Genomic DNA, 19,584 nt, shown 5'->3' with positions numbered 1-19,584 from the left:
CTGAGCGACTTCCTCGACCCGAACGACCACAGCCGCACCATCGAAGGCCTGCCAGCGCCGCGCCGGGCGACGCTGGTAGCGCGCAAATAAAAAAGGCGCCCTACGGGCGCCCGAACATCCCTGCGACGAGGAGCGATGGCGCCGCAGGTGGGTAAAGTCAGTCCTTGGCCACCTCGCGGGCCTTTTGCTGCGCTGTGCGCTCCCGTTCCACCACGGCCTGTTGTTTGTCACCGTGCAGGCGCTGCTGGTCCTGACGGAACGCTTCCCAGAACTGCCGGGAACGCTCGGCGCCGCCTTCGGCATAGGCGCTGACGCTGCCAAAGGCCAGGGTTGCCAACAGCAGGTATTTGATCAGGTTCATCGTGCTTGCCTCGTGATAACCGTTCAGATGGGGCCATCCTAGCGAGGCGTAGCTAACGCCAAGGTGAGGCGGGCATTACAGTCCTGCAATCTGGCCGGGTGCCCCCCTGCCAGGCAGCGGCATGACGCGCGGATTACAAATCCGTTATCCAGGCAATTCCCCCTCTCTCATGCCGTAACATCCTGCCGCTTGACCCTGATGTCACTACAGGGTCGAGAATCGCCCCCTTTTCACCACTGCGAGCCCCCTATGCGCCTACTGATCATCGAGGACGAGCTGCGTACCGCCGATTACCTGCTGCAAGGCCTGCGCGAGAACGGCTACGTGGTCGACTGTGCCCATACCGGCACCGACGGCCTGCACCTGGCCCGCCAGCAGGCCTATGACCTGGTCATCCTCGACGTCAATTTGCCCGAGCTCGATGGCTGGACCGTACTGCAGCGTCTGCGCGCCGAATCCGCCACGCGCATCATGATGCTGACCGCCCACGGCCGCCTGGCCGACCGGGTCAAAGGGCTGGACCTGGGCGCCGATGACTACTTGCTCAAGCCCTTCGAATTCCCCGAGCTGCTGGCGCGAATCCGCAGCCTGCTGCGCCGCAACGACCAGCAACTGCAACCCAGCACCCTGCGCGTGGCCGACCTAGAGCTGGACCCTGGCCGCCATCGTGCTTACCGCGCAGGGCAGCGCATCGACCTGACCGCCAAGGAGTTCGCCTTGCTGCACCTGCTGATGCGCCAGACCGGCGAGGTGCTGTCACGCACGCAAATCATCTCGTTGGTGTGGGACATGAACTTCGACTGTGACACCAATGTGGTCGAAGTCTCGATCCGCCGCCTGCGGGCGAAGATCGACGACCCCTTCGATGACAAGCTGATCCACACCTTGCGCGGCGTCGGCTACGTACTCGAGGCACGGTTTTGAAGAATGCCAGCCTGTCGCTGCGCCTGGGCCTGAGCGTCACGCTGATGGGGGCGGTGCTGGTGCTGCTGTTGGCCTGCCTGGCCGTGGTTGCCCTGGATCACGAACTGGACAGCCGCGCGCGCAAAGACCTGGCGCGCAAGATGCTGCAGGTCGAGCACAACCTGAGGGTCGACCTGCGCAGCGAAGACCTGGGCAGCCGCGCCCACCCTCTGCTTGACCTGGTGATGGGGCACGACAACCTCAGCCTCAGCGTGCTGGCCCTCGAAGGCCGCCATCCGCACCTGCTCAGCCTGGGGCCGGCACTGGAGTCGCGCGTGGGCGAACTGCAGACTGGTGCGCGCCTGGCCTTCCACGAATGGCGCGACAGCCGTGGCAAGCAGATGCTGACTGCGACACGTCAGATGCGCTTGCGCGACGACACCCCGGTACGGGTGATGATGTCGCTCGACCGCGCCGACGACAACGCACTGCTTCAGGCTTACCTGCGTTCTACCGTGCTGGTCTTGCCTTTGCTGCTGATATTGATCGGCGCTGCTGCATGGTGGCTGGTGCAGCGCGGGCTGGCCCCCCTGCAGCACTTCCGGCGCATTGCCGGGCAGGTATCGGCCCAGGATCTGCAACACCGCTTGCCCGCTACCGGCCTGCCGCAGGAGTTGGCAGCGTTGGCCACAAGCATCAACGTGATGCTCGACCGCCTCGACCAGGGCGTGAGCCAGCTGTCGCAATTTTCCGACGACCTGGCCCATGAGCTGCGCACGCCCTTGAGCAACCTGATGGGCAAGGCCCAGGTTACCCTGAGCCGTGAGCGCGACAATGCCAATTACCGGGAAGTGCTGGAAGACAGTATCGAAGAGCTGACCCGGCTCAACCGCATCATCAACGACATGCTGTTTCTCGCCCAGGTCAGCCAGCCGCAGGCCCAGGTGGCGCTCAAGCCCCTGGCACTGGCGGATGAGACGGCACAGGTGGTCGAGCTGTTCGCCATCAGCGCCGAGTTCAAGGATATCGAACTGCGCATCCGTGGTTGGGGCACGGCATCGGGTGATCGGCTGATGTTCCAGCGTGCCTTGTCGAACCTGTTGAGCAATGCCATTCGGCATGCGCTGCCAGGCAAACCCATAGAGCTGGGTATCGAGCGCCAGGGTGGCGATGTCAGGGTATGGGTTGAGAACCAGGGGGTGGGCATTGCCGCAGAGCATCAGCCGCAGTTGTTCGAGCGTTTTTACCGCGTGGGCGCCGGGCGTTCTCGGCTGGAGGGTGGCACTGGCCTGGGGCTGGCAATTGTGAAATCGATCATGCAATTGCATGGGGGGCGGGTTGAGGTCGTGAGCAGCCCGGCAGGGCCGACCCGGTTCAGTCTGATATTTCCGGGTTAGCGATGGCCCTGGCAATGTCGCCGCGCTCTGTGTAGGAGCGGCCTTGCCGGGGCGCTCCTACAAAGGCCCTATGATCAGCGCGACGCCGCTACGATCAGCGCCTTCATCTCCGCCACCGCCGCCTTGAAGCCGACGAACAGCGCATGGGCCACCAACGCATGGCCGATGTTCAGCTCATTGATGCCCTTGATCGCAGCAACCGCCTCGACGTTGTGATAATGCAGGCCGTGGCCGGCATTGACGATCAGCCCCTGGGCCACGCCAAAGGCCACACCGTCAGCGATGCGCTTGAGCTCTTCAGCCACTTCGGTCGGCGTCTGGGCATCGGCGTAACGGCCGGTGTGCAGTTCGATGGCCGGGGCGCCCACGCGGCGTGAAGCTTCGATCTGGCGCTCGTCGGCGTCGATGAACAGCGACACTTCGGCACCGGTGCGCGCCAGGCGCTCGACGGCGGCCTTAATCCGCGCCTCCTGCCCCGCCACGTCCAGGCCGCCTTCGGTGGTCAGCTCCTGACGGGTCTCGGGCACCAGGCAGATGTGTGCCGGGCGAATCTTCTCGGCGAACGCCATCATCTCTTCGGTAACGCCCATCTCGAAGTTCATGCGCGTCTGCAGCACATCCTTGAGCACCACCACGTCGCGTTCCTGAATATGCCGGCGGTCTTCGCGCAGGTGCACGGTGATGCCGTCGGCACCCGCCTCTTCGGCGTCCAGGGCAGCCTTGACCGGGTCAGGGTAACGCGTGCCCCGGGCCTGGCGCAGCGTCGCCACGTGGTCGATGTTTACGCCGAGAAGCATGCGGTTGCTGTGAGTCACGAAAGGCTCTCCTGAAGATTTAGCCACACAGCATACGACGGGATCAGCGCTTGCGAAACAGTTCCCGACTGACCAGTGGTTTAGGGCCCAGGTGAACAGCCAGTGCCTGGCGCATCAGCCGTTTGGCCGCAAGCAAGGCACCTGGGGCTTCCCAGTCTGCTTCAGCCAGGGCCAGCAGCTCGGCACCCTGGAACAGGCCGGGCTGCACTAACTCGACCCGCTCCAGCCCGGCATCCACGCGCAAACGATAACGCCCATCGGCATCGATCGGCGTCTCGTTGACGTCATGCTGCAACGAAAACGCATAGCCGAGTTCGTCCAGCAGGCGCCATTCGAAGGAACGCAGCAGCGGCTCCAGTGGGCGCCCGGCGGCCAAGGCCTGCAAGGTCAGGGTGTAGTGTTCGAACAGCGCCGGGTGTGGGGCTTCGGCCGGCAGCAAACGCATGAGCAGCTCGTTGAGGTACAGCCCGCTGAACAGTGCATCGCCATGCAGCCAGGCGGCGATACCGAGGGCATCCAGGCGGCCGACATTCTTCAGCTCACCGCGCCCGCGCAGCTCCACCTCCAGCGGCACGAACGGCCGTACCAGGCTGCCCCCTTTGCCTCGCGCCCGGCGCAGCACGGCCCGCACTCGACCTTGCGGCGTGAGGAAGTCCACCAGTGCGCTGGTTTCCTTGTAGGCACGACTGTGCAGCACATAGGCCGGCTGGCCGACTGGTTGTTCCATGGGGAGTGGCCCGAAAGCAGAGCGGCCCGGAGAGATCCGGGCCGCTGGAGGGGTTACAGGTCGCCGTAGCCCAGCGAGCGCAGGGCGCGCTCATCGTCGGACCAGCCGCCCTTGACCTTGACCCAGAGGTTGAGCATGACCTTGGCGTCGAACAGCACTTCCATATCTTTGCGCGCATCGGAGCCAATGCGTTTGATACGCTCGCCCTTGTCACCGATGATGATCTTCTTCTGGCCATCACGTTCGACCAGGATCAGCGCATGGATGTGCAACACATGCCCCTGCTGCTTGAACTCTTCGATTTCCACGGTGATCTGGTACGGCAGCTCCGCACCCAACTGACGCATGATCTTCTCGCGCACCAGCTCGGCCGCCAGGAAACGGCTGCTGCGGTCGGTGATCTGGTCTTCCGGGAAGAAATGCTCGTTCTCGGGCAAATGCTTGGCGATCAGCCCTTCCAGTGCCTCGAGGTTATGCCCCTGCTGGGCGGAGATCGGCACCACTTCCGCGTTCGGCAGTTGCTCCTGGAGCCATTGCAGGTGCGGGATCAGATCGGCTTTTTCTTCCAGACGATCGGTCTTGTTGACCGCCAGGATGACCGGGCCACTGACGTACTGCACGCGCTCGAGCACCAACTGGTCCTCGTCGGTCCAGCGGGTGCGGTCGACCACGAAGATCACCACATCGACGTCTTTCAGGGCAGCCGAAGCGTTACGGTTCATGTAACGGTTCAGGGCCTTGTCGTTGGCCTTGTGCATACCCGGCGTATCGACGTAGATCGCCTGCACATCACCTTCGGTCTTGATGCCGAGCATGTTGTGGCGGGTGGTCTGTGGCTTGCGCGAGGTGATCGCCAGCTTCTGGCCGAGGATGTGGTTGAGCAAGGTCGACTTGCCCACGTTGGGGCGGCCGACAATGGCCACGTAGCCGCAGCGGGTCGGATTGTTATCAGTCATTGCCATTCTCCACGCCCAGGGCGATCAGTGCAGCCGCGGCGGCGACTTGCTCGGCGATTCGCCGGCTCACACCCTGACCACGGCTCTTGTTGTTCAGCAGAACCACTTCGCATTCGACGAAGAAGGTCCGGCAGTGCGGTTCGCCCTGGATGTCCACCACCTCGTAACGCGGCAGCTCACAGCTGCGCGACTGCAGAAACTCCTGCAGGCGGGTCTTGGGGTCCTTGTTGGTGTCGACCAGGGTCAGGCTTTCGAACTCATCGGCCAGCCAGGCCAGCACACGCTCCCGAGCGGTCTGCATGTCCGCGTCCAGGTAGATGGCGCCAATCAGCGCCTCCAGGGCATCGGCCAGGATCGATTCACGGCGGAAACCGCCGCTTTTAAGCTCACCAGAACCCAGGCGCAGGTATTCGCCCAGGTCAAAGCCCCGGGCCAGACGGGCCAGGGTTTCACCCTTGACCAGGCGGGCACGCAAGCGCGACAGTTGGCCTTCGCGGGCCTGCGGAAAGCGCTCGAACAGCGCCTCGCCCGCCACGAAGTTGAGAATGGCGTCGCCAAGAAACTCCAGGCGCTCGTTATTGCGCCCGGCGTAGCTGCGATGGGTCAGGGCCAGAAGCATCTGGTCCTGATCCTTGAAAGTGTATCCGAGCTTTCGCTCCAGAGTGGCAAGGGAAGCAGTCATGCGGCCACCCGTTGGTTGTTCAACGCGTTGTTCAAATCAACATCCTGAAAGACTGTTTGGCTGTGGTCCGCCGCTGCACGCGACGCATCTCTCGATCCCTGAGAACACAGCCTATGTCAGAAATGCATTCGGCGCTGTCTGCTGGACAGCGCCGAAGGGTATCAATGGATCAGGCCGACCCGCGACAGGTTGGGCAGGTGGCTGAGCTTGGGCTCTGGCCAGCTCATCCAGACCGCGAAGGCCTTGCCGACAATGTTCCGGTCCGGAACCATGCCGTGCAGTTCCTTGGGAATGTTCGGATCATCCCAGTAGCGGCTATCGTTGGAGTTGTCGCGGTTGTCGCCCATCATGAAGTAGTGGCCGGCCGGTACGGTCCATTGCTGGTCCGGCGGCATGCGATAACGGCTCATCTCCTTGCGGATCAGGTGCTCGGCCTCGCCCAGCTTCTCCTTGTACAGCTCGGCGCTGCCCAAGGTGCCCGGCTCGGTGCCCACCAGTTGCTCGGCAATCGGCTGACCATTGACGTACAACCGCTTGTCATTGGTGTAGCGGATCTGGTCGCCCGGCAGGCCGACCACACGCTTGATGTAGTTGACGTTCGGGTCGCTTGGGTAGCGGAACACCATCACATCACCGCGTTGCGGGTCACCCACCTCGATGACCTTCTTGTCGATCACCGGCAGGCGAATGCCATAGGAGAACTTGTTCACCAGGATGAAGTCGCCCACTTCCAGGGTCGGTTTCATCGACCCCGAAGGGATCTGGAACGGCTCGACCAGAAACGAGCGCAGCACCAGCACGATGAACAGCACCGGGAAGAACGACTTGCCGTACTCGACCAGCAGCGGCTCCTTGTTCAGGCGCTCGACTACCGCCATCTCGGGCTGGCGGACGCTGCCCTGATAATTGGCGATTGCCGTTCGCCGGCGCGGGGCCAGGAACAGCAGGTCGATCAAGCCCAACAGGCCGCAGACGGCTACGGCGATGACTAGCAACAGCGGGAAATTTAGCGACATAGGACCTAGCTATCCAACCTGAGCACGGCGAGGAAGGCTTCTTGTGGAATTTCCACGTTGCCGACCTGCTTCATGCGTTTCTTACCGGCCTTCTGCTTCTCCAGCAGTTTCTTCTTACGGCTGACGTCACCACCGTAGCACTTGGCCAGTACGTTCTTTCTGAGCGCCTTGACAGTTGTCCGCGCGATGATCTGGCCGCCGATGGCTGCCTGGATCGCCACATCGAACATCTGCCGAGGGATCAGTTCCTTCATCTTCTCGGTCAACGCACGGCCTTTGTAGGCCGCGTTGTCGCGGTGCACGATCAGGGCCAGGGCATCGACCTTGTCGCCGTTGATCAGTACATCCAGCTTGACCAGGTTGGCCGACTGGTAGCGATCGAAATGATAGTCCAGCGAAGCGTATCCGCGACTGGTCGACTTGAGGCGGTCGAAGAAGTCCAGCACCACCTCGTTCATCGGCATGTCGTAACGCACCTGCACCTGGCTGCCGAGGAACTGCATGTCGCGCTGTACGCCACGCTTCTCGATGCACAGGGTGATGACGTTGCCCAGGTGCTCCTGCGGCACCAGGATGGTCGCGGTGACGATCGGCTCGCGGAAGTCGGTGACAGCCGAGACGTCCGGCAGCTTCGACGGGTTGTCGACGATGATGGTTTCGCCGGTCTTGAGTTCGAGCTCGTAGATCACGCTAGGAGCGGTGGTGATCAGGTCCAGGTCGTACTCGCGCTCCAGGCGCTCCTGGATGATCTCCATGTGCAGCATGCCCAGGAAGCCGCAGCGGAAACCGAAGCCCAGGGCGTCGGAGCTTTCCGGCATGTACTGCAACGACGAATCGTTGAGGGTCAGTTTTTGCAGGGCGTCACGGAAGTCTTCGAAATCCTCGGAACTGACCGGGAACAGGCCGGCATAGACCTGTGGCTGGATCTTTTTGAAGCCTGCGAGCACTTCGACTTCCGGGGTCGAGGACAGGGTCAGGGTGTCACCGACCGGTGCACCGTGAATGTCTTTGATGCTGGCGATGATGAAGCCCACTTCACCGGCCTTGAGGTCGGCGGTCTGGGTGTGTTTCGGGGTAAAGACGCCGACGCTGTCGACCAGGTGCACCTTGCCGGTGGACTTGACCAGGATCTTGTCGCCCTTCTTGACCCGGCCTTGGCGCACGCGCACCAGCGAGACCACGCCCAGGTAGTTGTCGAACCAGGAGTCGATGATCAGCGCCTGCAGCGGCGCGTCGATCTCGCCCACGGGCGCGGGGATGGTGTGCACCAAGCGCTCGAGCACCTCGTCGACACCCATGCCGCTCTTGGCACTGCAGGCCACGGCGTCGGTGGCGTCGATGCCGATGATCTTCTCGATCTCGTCCTTGACGCGGTCCGGGTCAGCCTGGGGCAGGTCCATCTTGTTCAACACCGGCATGACCTCGAGGCCTTGCTCGATGGCGGTGTAGCAGTTGGCCACGGACTGGGCTTCGACGCCTTGGCCGGCGTCCACCACCAGCAGCGCGCCTTCACAGGCGGCCAGCGAGCGCGAGACTTCATAGGTGAAGTCGACGTGGCCGGGGGTGTCGATGAAGTTCAGCTGGTAGGTCTTGCCGTCTTGCGCCTTGTAGTGAAGCGTGACGCTGTGGGCCTTGATGGTGATCCCGCGTTCGCGCTCCAGGTCCATGGAGTCAAGGACCTGAGCTTCCATTTCGCGCGCAGACAGGCCACCGCACATCTGAATGAAACGGTCGGCCAGCGTCGACTTGCCATGGTCGATGTGGGCGATGATGGAGAAATTGCGGATATGACTCAAATCACTCACGGGTCAACACTCGAAAAGGCTGCGAGCCGGGACGCCCGCCGAAAAATAGCCGGGAATTGTACCTCAAGCAGCAGGGATATGGGAGATTCCTGATCGGCTGTCTGAATGGGCCCTGTCGCTGGCAAGCCGGTACCCAAAGCGACAGCAACACGCCTGAAACCAGCGGAGTACCCGTGAAAGCCGGCTTGCCGGCGGTAGGTACAGCACATGACCCACGCCTATTTCATGAAAAAGGGCAGCCCTGGCTGCCCTTTTCCTACCCGATGGCCAGCTTATTCAGCCAGCTTGAAGGTAATGAAGCTTGCACGCCCCTGACGCAGCACGCGCATGGACACCGAACGGTTCTTCGGCAAGTCCTTGGCAATCTCGGTGAATTCCTTGGCCGAGCCGATTGCCTGGTTGTTCAGGTGGCTGATGACGTCACCCGGGCGCAGGCCGATCAACGCTGCCGGGCCATCCTGAACTTCCTTGATGACCACGCCGCCCTTGAGCTCCAGAGCTTTCTTCTGCTCGGCGCTAAGGTCGGCGACGGAAACACCCAGCCGGTTGCTGCTGCGCTCGGCACTGCCTTCAGCGCCTGTACCGATGTCGGCGTCATCGTCCGGCAGTGCGCCGACGCTGACGTCCAGATTCTGACGCTTGCCGTTGCGAATGATCTCGAGCTTGGCCTTGTCGCCATCCTTGAGGCTGCCGACCAGGTGCGGCAGGTCGGCCGACATGACGATCGGCTGGCCGTTCATGCTCAGAATCACATCACCCACCTGCAGGCCACCCTTGGCTGCCGGGCCGTCTTCCAGCACCTGGGCTACCAGGGCACCGGCCGGCTTGTCGAGGCCAAAGGATTCAGCCAGGTCCTTGTTGACCTCCTGAATGACCACGCCCAGCCAGCCACGGCTGACCTTGCCGTCTTTTTTCAGCTGGTTGGAGACGTCGATGGCCACATCGATCGGGATAGCAAACGACAGGCCCATGAAACCGCCAGAGCGGGTGAAGATCTGCGAGTTGATACCCACGACCTCGCCATTCATGTTGAACAGCGGGCCGCCGGAGTTACCCGGGTTGATGGCCACGTCAGTCTGGATGAACGGCACATAGGTATCGTTTGGCAGCGTGCGCCCCTTGGCGCTGACGATGCCTTTGGTCACCGAGTGGTCGAAGCCGAACGGCGAACCGATGGCCAGCACCCACTCGCCTACCTTGAGCTTCTCGGAGTCACCCAGCTTGACGGTCGGCAGGTTCTTGCCTTCGACCTTGAGCAGCGCAACGTCGGTGCGCGGGTCGGTGCCGACCAGCTTGGCCTGCAGTTCGCTGCGGTCCGACAGGCGGACGATGATCTCGTCGGCGTCGGCCACCACATGGTTGTTGGTCAGCACGTAGCCATCGCTGGAAATGATGAAGCCCGAGCCCAGCGACTGCGCTTCGCGCTGGCGATCACCACGCGGCGAGCGGGGTTGCTGCGGCATGTTGCGCTCGAAGAACTCGCGGAACATCGGCGGCAAGCCTTCGAGGTCCGGCATCTGCCCTGCGGCGATGCGGCGGTCCGGCAACTTCTGCTTGGTACTGATGTTGACCACGGCCGGCGAGGCCTGCTCGACCAGCGTGGTGAAGTCCGGCAGGGCTTCCTCGGCCTGGGCGGTGAGCACCTGGCCGAGCATCAGCACGGCGGCGAACATCGATAGGTAGGGTTTCAAGCGTGGTATTGACATACGGCTCCCGTCACAACGAGCGTGGTTAGCGTAAGGCCCCTGCACAAGCAGGAAAGGCCAGGCTCCAAGAAGCCTGACCTATAGAAAATTTGCCGAAAGAATGCAAATGACAATGCTTAAATTTCATTTCAGAGGCAGGTCTCTCACGCCATAAACCGCCTGAAAAAAGCACGCCATCATTGCCGCGCCTGGGCATCCTGAGCCCGCATCGACAGCGCAATGCGCTCTGCGGTACCCAGGGGTATTTCACCTACCACGGTGACCAGGACCTTGCCTTTGGGGGTATTGAGACGGCGCGATACCGCTACGGTCGGGCCCAACTGGACGCGCGTGTCGATGCCAGAGTTGTCGTTGACCGGTTCGACGAATACCGATACACGAGCCAGGCCATCGTCATACATCAAGCTGGTGACCGAGCTGTTGCGGGCTGGGTCGCGGCGTACCGAGCTGTTGACCAGCTCGAAACCCGGCGGCAGCCAGTCCGAACGCCAGCCAGCGACCGCTTCTTGCGTGGTTGTGGCGCGATGCTCCACCGGCTTGCAGGCGGCACTGGCGCGCAAGTCTTCATCGGCAGGCAGGTCATCGGTATCCAGGCGGGTCATCTGGAAGCGCTCGAGCAACTGGCCTTTGTCGTTGAGCATCAACGAGCGCAGGGGCAAGCCGGTACGGCGGTCCAGATGCAATTCGAAAGCGTAACGGTGCTGGTCGCGCGGGGTGAGCGTGACGATCACCGCATCGCGCCCAGCGACACGAGACTTGCCCGCCAGGCTAAGGTCATACCAGCCCATCAACTTGAGTGGATCGAGCACACGCGGCGCGGCATCGGGCGGCGTCTTCACGCCACTGACCAAGGCACCACTGACGCATTCCACCTTGCCGTCCACGCGCACGATTTCCTGGGCGGCGCCGTCGAGCTGCAGAAGCCGCTCGCTGACCTTGCCGTCCTGAACCTTGTGCCAGATATCGTGGGAAGAAAAGCTGCCGTTGCGTTCGTAGACGAAAGAGCCTTGGTAGCTCTGCTTCTGCTCGGCCTGTGCCAGCTTGTTCAGCCACTCACTCGCCTCGGGCGAAGAGTTGGCCGCCAACGCTGGCACCGTCATGCAGCTGCCTATCAGCAGCGACAAGAGAGGTAGCGCGCGCATGATCCTCCTTACTTAACGGGGTTATCCAGGCTAGCGGCGCGGGCGTAAGGCAGAGCGGTTTCGTTGCCCTTGAGCGCGGATTCCTGGGCATGCTGGCGCAGGTAGCCTGGCAGACGCTGATCCCAGCCGGCCTGGTTCTGCAGCACGCCGTTAGCCATCGGCCCGGTCGGTTGCTCACTGCTTTCACTATAGCCTGCCAATACAGCCGGGCCCTGAGTTTGTGGCACGCTCAGCCCCTGCTGTGCAGGTTGCTGGGAAGCCAGCTCGGCACCGGTGATCTCGTCCTGGTTGTACATGCGTACACCCGCCAGCACTGCGATCGTCACCGAGGCGGCAACTGCCAGCCGGCCGATGCTGCGCAATGGGCCCTTCTTGACCTTGGCCGGTACCGCTTCGTCGGCCAATGCTGCAGACACCGCCGAGGCGATATCGAGGTTTGGCAGCAGCAGTTCCTTGTGCATCGCTGCGCGGGCTACCTGGTAACGCGACCAGGTGGCCCGGGTTTCGGCATCGTCGACGGCACTCAGTACCCGACGTAATTCCAGTTCGTCCGCTTCGTTATCCATTACCGCGGACAGCGATTCCTGCAACGCTTCACGACTCATGGCGGTTCCTCTCTTGGCTGTAGCCGCTGTCTCAGGTTTCCTGCAACAACGGCTGCAGGGCTTTATCTATGGCCTCCCGAGCGCGGAAGATTCGAGAGCGCACGGTACCCACCGGACATTGCATGACACTGGCAATGTCTTCGTAACTCAGTCCGTCGAACTCACGCAGGGTCAACGCCGTGCGCAGGTCTTCGGGCAGTTGCTGGATGGTGCGATGGACAGTGCCTTCGATTTCATCCCGCAACAACGAGCGCTCTGGGGACTCGAGATCCTTGAGACCATGATCGCCGTCGTAAAACTCCGCATCCTCGGAGCTGACATCGCTGTCTGGTGGCCGTCTTCCACGGGACACCAGGTAGTTCTTCGCCGTGTTGATGGCGATGCGGTACAGCCAGGTATAAAACGCACTGTCTCCGCGGAAATTGCCAAGCGCACGGTAGGCCTTGATAAAGGCTTCCTGCGCCACATCCTGGGCCTCGTGGGTATCGTGAACGAACCGCACGATCAACCCGAGAATCTTGTGCTGATACTTCAGCACCAACAGATCGAACGCTCGCCTGTCTCCACGCTGTACGCGCTCGACAAGCTGCTGATCCTCTTCCTGGGTTAGCATGAACACTCCTCAGTGAACTCGAAGGAGCGCTGCAACAGCCATCGTTCAGGCTTGCAAACATAGACTCGGGCTTTGCGCAAAAGTTCTCCCCTCCAAGCAAGTTTCCTGCAGCCCTTGGTCGGCTCGCACGGAAGACGCGGCGCGGACACGGCCGGCAACGTCGATAATCAGGTTTCGAATACGCAGGTGTCAGCCCGGATAGAGCTGCTGCCCTGCGTCGCCGCGGCAATATGTGGCGTACGGGCAGCCTTCATAGGATTTCCGGCCATGCCGGAAAGTTCCCACAAAGGTTACCGCAAGCTGGCAAGTGGCATGGAAATTGGCCACCCGGGGCTGCTATAAAGGCAACCCGGCCTGGTTTAACGATAGTTTCACAATGCCATCGGCGCGTGACTATTGTGCCGCGCCCCTTCCGTAGATTACTAGTGTCCCGACATGAGCCAACAATTCCAACATGATGTCCTGGTGATCGGCAGCGGTGCCGCCGGTCTCAGCCTGGCACTGAACCTTCCCAGCCACCTGCGCGTCGCCGTGCTCAGCAAGGGCGACCTGGCCAATGGCTCGACCTTCTGGGCCCAAGGTGGCGTCGCCGCGGTGCTGGACGACACCGACACCGTCCAGTCGCATGTCGAGGATACCCTCAATGCCGGCGGCGGTCTGTGCCATGAAGACGCCGTGCGCTTCACCGTCGAGCACAGCCGCGAAGCCATCCAATGGCTGATTGAGCAAGGCGTGCCCTTTACCCGGGACGAGCAGCACGGCGTCGACGATGGGGGCTTCGAGTTCCACCTGACCCGCGAAGGCGGCCACAGCCACCGGCGCATCATCCACGCCGCCGATGCCACCGGCGCCGCGATCTTCACCACCCTGCTGGCCCAGGCCCGGAAACGCCCGAATATCGAGTTGCTGGAGCAGCGCGTGGCGGTCGACCTGATTACCGAGCGCCGCCTGGGCCTGCCCGGCGAGCGCTGCCTGGGGGCGTATGTGCTTAACCGCAACAGCGGGGAAGTGGACACCTTTGGTGCGCGCTTCACCGTGCTGGCCACCGGTGGCGCGGCCAAGGTCTACCTGTATACCAGCAACCCGGACGGCGCCTGCGGCGACGGTATCGCCATGGCCTGGCGGGCCGGCTGCCGGGTGGCCAACCTTGAATTCAACCAGTTTCACCCGACCTGCCTGTACCACCCCCAGGCCAAGAGCTTTTTGGTCACCGAAGCCCTGCGCGGCGAAGGCGCCCTGTTGCGCCTGCCCAACGGCGAGCGGTTCATGCCGCGTTTCGACCCACGCGAAGAACTGGCCCCGCGCGACATCGTGGCCCGCGCCATCGACCACGAGATGAAGCGCCTGGGCGTGGACTGCGTGTACCTGGACATCACCCACAAGCCGGCAGAGTTCATCAAGGGCCACTTCCCTACCGTGTACGAGCGCTGCCTGACGTTCGGCATCGACATCACCCGCCAGCCTATCCCTGTGGTACCGGCGGCCCACTATACGTGCGGCGGGGTGGTGGTCGACGACCGCGGCCATACCGACGTGCCGGGGCTGTATGCCATCGGCGAGACCAGCTTCACCGGCTTGCATGGCGCCAACCGGATGGCCAGCAATTCGCTGCTCGAGTGCTTCGTCTATGGCCGCGCGGCTGCCGCAGACATCCAGGCGCACCTGGACCAGATCGAAATGCCCAAAGCCCTGCCCGGCTGGGATGCAAGCCAGGTCACCGACTCAGACGAGGACGTGATCATCGCGCACAACTGGGACGAGCTGCGCCGCTTCATGTGGGACTATGTCGGCATCGTGCGCACCAGCAAACGCCTGCAGCGTGCCGAACACCGCGTCCGCCTGCTGCTTGATGAAATCGACGAGTTCTACAGCAACTACAAGGTCAGCCGCGACCTGATCGAGTTGCGCAACCTGGCCCAGGTGGCGGAGCTGATGATTCGTTCGGCGATGCAGCGCAAGGAAAGCCGTGGCTTGCATTACACGCTGGATTATCCAGGGATGCTGGACGAGGCGAAGGACACCATCCTCAGCCCGTTTTGAAAACCGCGCTGGCCTTTTCGCGGGTAGCCCCGCGATAAGGCCAGCGCCGTTTCGAGCTATACCTGGCTTGCCTGCCCCCACCTGCGCCGGCTGAATTTCAGCCGTACCCGCAACCGCCGGTGCTCATCAGCCCCCAGCGCATCCGTTGGTATGCATTGGCTTTCCCCCAGCCAGTACCCCTCCCGCACAAAGCGCAGCACCACCAGCCCCGGCACCGCCACGCTATCGCGGCACAACCGCACCGGCTGCCAGCCTCGGGCACGGCTCAACACCTGCCAGCCACGCACATCACGGCGCACGCCCACAACGGCATGATCATGCGTCAACAGAATACGTCGGGGGATGGCCCAACTGGCGTGGGCAATGCAGGCAGCAGCAACAGCAAGGGACAGCCACCAGGGCAACGCACTCACCCACACGGTAAGCAGCGCCAGCACCTGGCAACTCAGGTAGGCCGTCAGCAGCAGGCGCGAGCCCTGCCAACAGCTCTGGAAAAACTCACTTGGGCTGGACACGATCCAGGATGATGCGGACCATGCGCTGCAATTCCGGGTCTTCAGACTCGGTGCGCTCCATGAACCAGCCGAACATGTCCTGATCCTCGCAGCTCAACAGGCGCACATAGAGTTCACGGTCGGCTTCGTTGAGGGTGGCGTAGACTTCCTGGGTGAAAGGCACCAGCAGTACGTCCAGTTCCAGCATGCCGCGACGGCTGTGCCAGAAAAGCCGGTTGAGTTCAGTTTGTTCGACCATGGGGCCCTCCTCGAATGGCCCGCCAGTATACAGCCAGGCGAGCGAAGCGGCACAGGGCGTTGGTCTAGTCACCTACCTATTTTGTTACTGGCGTTCTATGATGGCCGCCAGTCTTTAAGCCACCGCGATGACCCATGGCCGATTCCGCTTTCTTCAGCCCTCTGTCCCACGAGGGCATCCTCGCCGTCCGCGGCTCCGACGCAGGCAAGTTCCTGCAGGGCCAGCTGACCTGCAACATCAACTACCTCAGCCAGGAACATGCCAGCCTCGGCGCCCGCTGCATGGTCAAGGGGCGCATGCAGTCGAGTTTTCGCATCGTGCCGGAAGGCAACGGTTACCTGCTGGCCATGGCCAGCGAACTGCTCGACGCGCAGCTGGCCGACCTGAAGAAGTACGCCGTGTTCTCCAAAGCCACCCTAAGCGACGAAAGCGCCGCCTGGGCACGCTTTGGCCTGCAGGGCGGCGATGCGGCGCTGCAGGCACTGGGTATGACGCCACCCACCGAAGCGGGCGCCACCGTGCGCCACGCGGGCCTGATCGCCATTGCCGTGTCGGTGGGCCGGGTTGAACTGTGGGCACCTGCCGAGCAAGCCAGTGCAGTGTCCGCAACACTTGCCGCAAGCTTGCCCGAAGGCAGCCTCAATGACTGGCTGCTGGGCCAGGTTCGCGCCGGCATCGGCCAGGTCATGGGCCCGACCCGCGAACTGTTCATCCCGCAGATGATCAACCTGCAGGCCGTCGACGGTGTCAGCTTCAAGAAGGGCTGCTACACCGGCCAGGAAATCGTCGCCCGCATGCAGTACCTGGGCAAGCTCAAGCGCCGTCAGTACCGCCTAGCACTCGACCAGCAGGCCATTCCCGCGCCAGGTGCCGAGATCTTCTCGCCAACCCATGGCTCGTCGGTCGGTGAAGTGGTCATTGCTGCCAGCACCGGTGAGGGCTGCGAGCTGCTCGCGGTGCTCAGCGCCGATGCGGTGAACGATGACAACCTGCACCTGGGCAGCCTGGAAGGGCCACGCCTGCACGTGCTGAGCCTGCCCTACGAACTGGACCGCGACCGGGAAATCCAGCGCTGACCAGCCTCTGCCCCGTCCGCATGGCGGGGCCGCACCACCACTGCGGTAGAGAAGTCCATGAACAAGCTGGCCGAGATGGTTCAAGCACAACTGCTTGAGGCCATCGAAAAGGATGACCTGGTCCTGCCCACCCTCCCCGAGGTTGCCTTGAGCATCCGCGAGGCGGCCGAGGACAGCGAGATCAGTGTGTCGGCCCTGAGCAAGGTGATCGGCCGCGACGCAGCCCTCTCGGCGCGGCTGATCAAGGTGGTCAACAGCCCACTGCTGCGTGCCGCGGTAGAGGTCACCGACCTGCACACTGCAATCACCCGCCTGGGCATCAACTACAGCTGCAACCTGGCCATCGGCCTGGTGATCGAGCAGATCTTCCATGCCCGCTCGCCTGCCGTTGAGCAAAAACTGCGCGAAATCTGGGCTAACAGCTTGGAAGTTGCAGGCATCAGCTATGAAATCAGCCGCCGTTATACCCACCTGAAACCAGACCAGGCCACCCTCGGTGGGCTGGTCAACCAGATCGGTGCGCTGCCGGTGCTGATCTACGCCGAGGAACACAACGAGCTGCTGTCCGACCCGGTCTGCCTGCATTACGTGATCGAGCAGATCCAGCCGGCGCTGGGCGACAAGATCCTCAAGGCATGGGAGTTTCCCGAGCAGTTGGTCAACCTGCCAAGCCAGGTTCAGGACCTTGACCGGCAGACCGACAAGGTCGATTACATCGACGTCGTGCAGATCGCCCGTTGCATCAGCCAGCGGGGGCGCAACCGGCCGTTGGCGGCGCTGCCGGCGTACCGCCACCTGGGGCTGCCGTTCGGCACCGAGCTTGAGGTGGAAGAGTTGCTTGAGGCGCGGAGCCTGTTGCGCTGAGGGCGCCGGGGCCCCCTTGAGGCCCCGCGGTTGCAGACTCAATCGGCGATAAAGCTCACTCGCACCCGCAAGCCGCCCTTTTGCCCATCGTGCAGGCTGATCTGCGCCAAGTGCGCGCGGCAGATCTCGCCGACAATGGCCAGCCCAAGCCCACTGCCCTGGGCACTGCGGCGGTAGAAGCGCTCGAACACCCGTTCGCGCTCCTCCTCGGGAATCCCCGGGCCATCATCCTCGACTTCCAGCACCGCCGGCGCCACCACCCGCAAGATCACGTTGCCACCGGCCGGGGTATGCGCCAGGGCGTTATCCACCAGGTTGCTCAACAGCTCGTTGAGCAAGGTCGGCTCGCCCTTGAGCCAGACAGGCGCCTCGGCCTCCAGGGCCAGCGCCACCCCGCGTTTGTGGGCCAGCGGCGCCATGGCCATGCCCAGTTCGCGGGCCAGTTGGCTAAGGTCCAGGCGCTGCGCGCCACCTTCGGCAATCGCCCTGGCACCATTCTCGACCCGCGCCAGAGACAACAACTGGTTGGCCAGGTGCGTCAGGCGGTCGGTGCCCTGGGCTGCGGACTCCAGGGTCTGGCGCCACTGCTCGGGCTCGGACGCACGCAAGCCCAACTCGACCCGTGCCTTGAGCGCCGCCAGGGGGGTGCGCAACTCGTGGGCGGCGTCGGCGATGAACTGCGCCTGGCGTTCGAACTGGCCGCGCAAGCGCTCGGTGAAATGGTTCAAGGCACGCACCAGCGGGCCCAGTTCGCGCTGCACCTGGACCACAGGCAAGGCCCGCAGGTCGTCGGGCTGACGCTCTTCCACGGCGGTGCGCAGGCGCTCCAGCGGGCGTAGCGCCGCACTGATGGCAAACCACACCATCACCAAGGCGCCCAGCGCCAGCATGCCCAGGCGCAGCAGGGTGTCGGCCATCAGCCCCCGCGCCATGCGCACGCGCGCTTCCTCGGTCTCGGCCACACGAATTTCCGCCATGCCGTTCATGTTCGGCTCGCTGACCGGCTTGAGCAGGCTGACCACACGCACGTCCTGGCCGAGGTAGGTCGCATTGTAGAAACGCGCCAGCGCCGGGTAGTCATCCGTGCGCGGCGTGCCCGGCGGCGGTGCTGGCAGGTTCTCGTAGCCGGAAATCAACCGCTGCTTGATGTCCAGTACCTGGTAGTAGATGCGCCCGGCACTGTCGTACGCGAACGTGTCCAGGGCCACGTAGGGCACATCCGCGCTCAACGAGCCATCGCGTTGCGACAAGCCTGCGGCGATGGTCCGCGCCGAGGCCAGCAAGGTCCGGTCGTACGCCGTGTCGGCGGCTTCGCGGCCGTTCCAGTAGGCGCTCAGGCCGCTGGCCAGCATCAGCACCACCAGCAGCAGTGCCAGGTTGCCCAGCAGCCGCCCACGCAGGCTGCCGTTGTCACGCATCGCGATGCTCGAGCAGGTAGCCCAGGCCACGGAAGGTCACGATGGCCACCGGGTGGCCGTCGAGTTTCTTGCGCAGGCGGTGGATATAGATTTCGATGGCATCGGGGCTGGCCTCCTCGTCCAGGCCAAACACCTGGGCGGCCAGTTGCTCCTTGCTCATGACCCGGCCTGGGCGTGCGATCAGCGCTTCGAGCACGCTCTGCTCACGTGAGGTCAGGGTCAGGTTGTCCTCGCCGAGGCTGAAGCGCCGGGTGTCCAGGTCGTACACCAACGGCCCGCAACGCTGCTGGCGCTCGCCACCGAGCACGCTACGGCGCAGCAAGGCCTTGACCCGTGCTTCCAGCTCGGTCAGCTCGAAGGGCTTGGCCAGGTAATCGTCAGCGCCCAGGTTCAGCCCGTGAACCCGGTCCTTGACGTCACTGCGCGCGGTCAGCATCAGCACCGGCAGGGTCTTGCCGCGCCCGCGCAGGCGCGCCAGCACCTCGAAGCCATCCATGCGCGGCAGCCCGACATCCAGCACGGCAACCGCATATTCCTCACTGGCCAGGGCCAGGTCGGCAGCCACGCCGTCATGCAGTACATCCACGGTCAAGCCGTGGCTTTTCAAGGCTTGGGCCACGCTTTCGGCCAGTTGCAGGTGGTCTTCGACCAACAGCACACGCATCGGATTCTCCCTGCTCGGGTGGGGCGGTGGCGCGGAGTGTA

At 63.2% G+C, this 19,584-nt stretch carries 21 protein-coding genes; 6 read left to right on the top strand and 15 right to left on the bottom strand.

Annotated features, from left to right (window positions below; translation table 11 throughout):
- Positions 1–90: DUF1698 domain-containing protein (locus tag NP534_RS05435; protein ID WP_274098042.1), on the top strand; the 90-nt coding region annotated here is incomplete at its 5' end.
- 67 nt (positions 91–157) lie between these two features.
- Here the strand turns inward: NP534_RS05435 and NP534_RS05430 are convergent.
- Entirely contained in the window at positions 158–361 is a 204-nt protein-coding gene (locus tag NP534_RS05430) for a hypothetical protein (protein ID WP_033702705.1), read from the bottom strand.
- 249 nt (positions 362–610) lie between these two features.
- Here NP534_RS05430 and NP534_RS05425 point away from each other — a divergent pair, with 249 nt between their 5' ends.
- Positions 611–1,285, top strand: a complete 675-nt coding sequence (locus NP534_RS05425; RefSeq protein ID WP_033702706.1) for a heavy metal response regulator transcription factor — start codon at positions 611–613, stop codon at positions 1,283–1,285.
- Positions 1,282–2,661: a heavy metal sensor histidine kinase gene (locus tag NP534_RS05420; protein WP_274098041.1), complete on the top strand. Its 1,380-nt coding sequence runs from the start codon at positions 1,282–1,284 to the stop codon at positions 2,659–2,661. The genes NP534_RS05425 and NP534_RS05420 overlap by 4 nt, the downstream gene beginning before the upstream one ends.
- A gap of 74 nt (positions 2,662–2,735) precedes the next feature.
- Here the strand turns inward: NP534_RS05420 and pdxJ are convergent, their stop codons facing one another.
- The 10 genes from pdxJ to rpoE all read right to left on the bottom strand — a co-directional run bounded on the left by pdxJ (position 2,736) and on the right by rpoE (position 12,728).
- Positions 2,736–3,458 carry a pyridoxine 5'-phosphate synthase gene (gene pdxJ, locus NP534_RS05415; RefSeq protein ID WP_156310258.1) on the bottom strand — a complete coding sequence of 241 codons (723 nt, stop codon included), beginning with the start codon at positions 3,456–3,458 and terminating at the stop codon, positions 2,736–2,738.
- A gap of 61 nt (positions 3,459–3,519) precedes the next feature.
- Positions 3,520–4,203, bottom strand: coding sequence for a DNA repair protein RecO (recO, locus tag NP534_RS05410; RefSeq protein ID WP_274098040.1), 684 nt, complete (start codon positions 4,201–4,203; stop codon positions 3,520–3,522).
- 53 nt (positions 4,204–4,256) lie between these two features.
- On the bottom strand, positions 4,257–5,159 hold the full coding sequence (era, locus tag NP534_RS05405) for a GTPase Era (protein ID WP_027594149.1): 903 nt from the start codon (positions 5,157–5,159) through the stop codon (positions 4,257–4,259).
- A complete protein-coding gene (gene rnc / locus NP534_RS05400) occupies positions 5,152–5,841 on the bottom strand; it encodes a ribonuclease III (RefSeq protein WP_033702710.1) in 690 nt (229 codons plus the stop codon). The genes era and rnc overlap by 8 nt, the downstream gene beginning before the upstream one ends.
- A 161-nt stretch (positions 5,842–6,002) precedes the next feature.
- Positions 6,003–6,857: a signal peptidase I gene (lepB, locus tag NP534_RS05395; protein WP_274098039.1), complete on the bottom strand. Its 855-nt coding sequence runs from the start codon at positions 6,855–6,857 to the stop codon at positions 6,003–6,005.
- A 5-nt stretch (positions 6,858–6,862) separates the two neighbouring features.
- Positions 6,863–8,662, bottom strand: a complete 1,800-nt coding sequence (gene lepA / locus NP534_RS05390; protein ID WP_033702712.1) for a translation elongation factor 4 — start codon at positions 8,660–8,662, stop codon at positions 6,863–6,865.
- Between the two features lie 272 nt (positions 8,663–8,934).
- Positions 8,935–10,335: a DegQ family serine endoprotease gene (locus NP534_RS05385; RefSeq protein ID WP_371856416.1), complete on the bottom strand. Its 1,401-nt coding sequence runs from the start codon at positions 10,333–10,335 to the stop codon at positions 8,935–8,937.
- Positions 10,336–10,544: 209 nt separating this feature from the next.
- A complete protein-coding gene (locus tag NP534_RS05380) occupies positions 10,545–11,510 on the bottom strand; it encodes a MucB/RseB C-terminal domain-containing protein (RefSeq protein ID WP_274098037.1) in 966 nt (321 codons plus the stop codon).
- A gap of 8 nt (positions 11,511–11,518) precedes the next feature.
- The gene (locus NP534_RS05375) at positions 11,519–12,115 is read right to left on the bottom strand and encodes a sigma-E factor negative regulatory protein (protein ID WP_033702715.1); all 597 of its coding nucleotides are present in this window, start codon (positions 12,113–12,115) and stop codon (positions 11,519–11,521) included.
- Positions 12,116–12,146: 31 nt separating this feature from the next.
- Positions 12,147–12,728 (bottom strand): RNA polymerase sigma factor RpoE, encoded by a 582-nt coding sequence (gene rpoE, locus NP534_RS05370; RefSeq protein WP_003252049.1) that lies wholly within the window; start codon positions 12,726–12,728, stop codon positions 12,147–12,149.
- A gap of 435 nt (positions 12,729–13,163) precedes the next feature.
- Here rpoE and nadB point away from each other — a divergent pair, with 435 nt between their 5' ends.
- Positions 13,164–14,768, top strand: coding sequence for an L-aspartate oxidase (gene nadB / locus NP534_RS05365; protein WP_274098036.1), 1,605 nt, complete (start codon positions 13,164–13,166; stop codon positions 14,766–14,768).
- 56 nt (positions 14,769–14,824) lie between these two features.
- Here nadB and NP534_RS05360 read toward each other — a convergent pair whose 3' ends face one another.
- Together NP534_RS05360 and NP534_RS05355 are read right to left on the bottom strand one after the other, a co-directional pair.
- Positions 14,825–15,283: a protein YgfX gene (locus NP534_RS05360; RefSeq protein ID WP_274098035.1), complete on the bottom strand. Its 459-nt coding sequence runs from the start codon at positions 15,281–15,283 to the stop codon at positions 14,825–14,827.
- Positions 15,267–15,521 (bottom strand): FAD assembly factor SdhE, encoded by a 255-nt coding sequence (locus tag NP534_RS05355; protein ID WP_027594141.1) that lies wholly within the window; start codon positions 15,519–15,521, stop codon positions 15,267–15,269. The genes NP534_RS05360 and NP534_RS05355 overlap by 17 nt, the downstream gene beginning before the upstream one ends.
- A 134-nt stretch (positions 15,522–15,655) precedes the next feature.
- On the opposite strand from NP534_RS05355, the gene ygfZ reads away from it, so the two are divergent.
- On the top strand, positions 15,656–16,597 hold the full coding sequence (gene ygfZ, locus NP534_RS05350) for a CAF17-like 4Fe-4S cluster assembly/insertion protein YgfZ (RefSeq protein ID WP_274098034.1): 942 nt from the start codon (positions 15,656–15,658) through the stop codon (positions 16,595–16,597).
- Between the two features lie 57 nt (positions 16,598–16,654).
- The gene (locus NP534_RS05345) at positions 16,655–17,461 is read left to right on the top strand and encodes an HDOD domain-containing protein (RefSeq protein ID WP_274098033.1); all 807 of its coding nucleotides are present in this window, start codon (positions 16,655–16,657) and stop codon (positions 17,459–17,461) included.
- Positions 17,462–17,499: 38 nt separating this feature from the next.
- Here the strand turns inward: NP534_RS05345 and NP534_RS05340 are convergent, their stop codons facing one another.
- Together NP534_RS05340 and NP534_RS05335 are read right to left on the bottom strand one after the other, a co-directional pair.
- Positions 17,500–18,879 carry a sensor histidine kinase gene (locus NP534_RS05340; protein WP_033702720.1) on the bottom strand — a complete coding sequence of 460 codons (1,380 nt, stop codon included), beginning with the start codon at positions 18,877–18,879 and terminating at the stop codon, positions 17,500–17,502.
- Positions 18,872–19,543, bottom strand: a complete 672-nt coding sequence (locus NP534_RS05335) for a response regulator (RefSeq protein WP_027594137.1) — start codon at positions 19,541–19,543, stop codon at positions 18,872–18,874. The genes NP534_RS05340 and NP534_RS05335 overlap by 8 nt, the downstream gene beginning before the upstream one ends.
- Positions 19,544–19,584 lie beyond the last annotated feature (41 nt).

Source organism: Pseudomonas sp. 39004 (assembly GCF_028682155.1).
In the GTDB taxonomy this organism is placed as follows: Bacteria; Pseudomonadota; Gammaproteobacteria; order Pseudomonadales; family Pseudomonadaceae; genus Aquipseudomonas; species Aquipseudomonas capeferrum.
This window is presented reverse-complemented; position numbering and strand designations above follow the sequence as displayed.

What these genes read in the sequence shown, in the direction of transcription:
- NP534_RS05430 (WP_033702705.1), bottom strand. Translation starts at nt 361, where the DNA reads ATGAACCTGATCAAATACCTGCTGTTGGCAACCCTGGCCTTTGGCAGC.
- NP534_RS05425 (WP_033702706.1), top strand. Translation starts at nt 611, where the DNA reads ATGCGCCTACTGATCATCGAGGACGAGCTGCGTACCGCCGATTACCTG.
- pdxJ (WP_156310258.1), bottom strand. Translation starts at nt 3,458, where the DNA reads ATGCTTCTCGGCGTAAACATCGACCACGTGGCGACGCTGCGCCAGGCC.
- recO (WP_274098040.1), bottom strand. Translation starts at nt 4,203, where the DNA reads ATGGAACAACCAGTCGGCCAGCCGGCCTATGTGCTGCACAGTCGTGCC.
- era (WP_027594149.1), bottom strand. Translation starts at nt 5,159, where the DNA reads ATGACTGATAACAATCCGACCCGCTGCGGCTACGTGGCCATTGTCGGC.
- rnc (WP_033702710.1), bottom strand. Translation starts at nt 5,841, where the DNA reads ATGACTGCTTCCCTTGCCACTCTGGAGCGAAAGCTCGGATACACTTTC.
- lepB (WP_274098039.1), bottom strand. Translation starts at nt 6,857, where the DNA reads ATGTCGCTAAATTTCCCGCTGTTGCTAGTCATCGCCGTAGCCGTCTGC.
- NP534_RS05385 (WP_371856416.1), bottom strand. Translation starts at nt 10,335, where the DNA reads ATGTTCGCCGCCGTGCTGATGCTCGGCCAGGTGCTCACCGCCCAGGCC.
- NP534_RS05380 (WP_274098037.1), bottom strand. Translation starts at nt 11,510, where the DNA reads ATGCGCGCGCTACCTCTCTTGTCGCTGCTGATAGGCAGCTGCATGACG.
- NP534_RS05375 (WP_033702715.1), bottom strand. Translation starts at nt 12,115, where the DNA reads ATGAGTCGTGAAGCGTTGCAGGAATCGCTGTCCGCGGTAATGGATAAC.
- rpoE (WP_003252049.1), bottom strand. Translation starts at nt 12,728, where the DNA reads ATGCTAACCCAGGAAGAGGATCAGCAGCTTGTCGAGCGCGTACAGCGT.
- nadB (WP_274098036.1), top strand. Translation starts at nt 13,164, where the DNA reads ATGAGCCAACAATTCCAACATGATGTCCTGGTGATCGGCAGCGGTGCC.
- NP534_RS05355 (WP_027594141.1), bottom strand. Translation starts at nt 15,521, where the DNA reads ATGGTCGAACAAACTGAACTCAACCGGCTTTTCTGGCACAGCCGTCGC.
- ygfZ (WP_274098034.1), top strand. Translation starts at nt 15,656, where the DNA reads ATGGCCGATTCCGCTTTCTTCAGCCCTCTGTCCCACGAGGGCATCCTC.
- NP534_RS05345 (WP_274098033.1), top strand. Translation starts at nt 16,655, where the DNA reads ATGAACAAGCTGGCCGAGATGGTTCAAGCACAACTGCTTGAGGCCATC.
- NP534_RS05340 (WP_033702720.1), bottom strand. Translation starts at nt 18,879, where the DNA reads ATGCGTGACAACGGCAGCCTGCGTGGGCGGCTGCTGGGCAACCTGGCA.
- NP534_RS05335 (WP_027594137.1), bottom strand. Translation starts at nt 19,543, where the DNA reads ATGCGTGTGCTGTTGGTCGAAGACCACCTGCAACTGGCCGAAAGCGTG.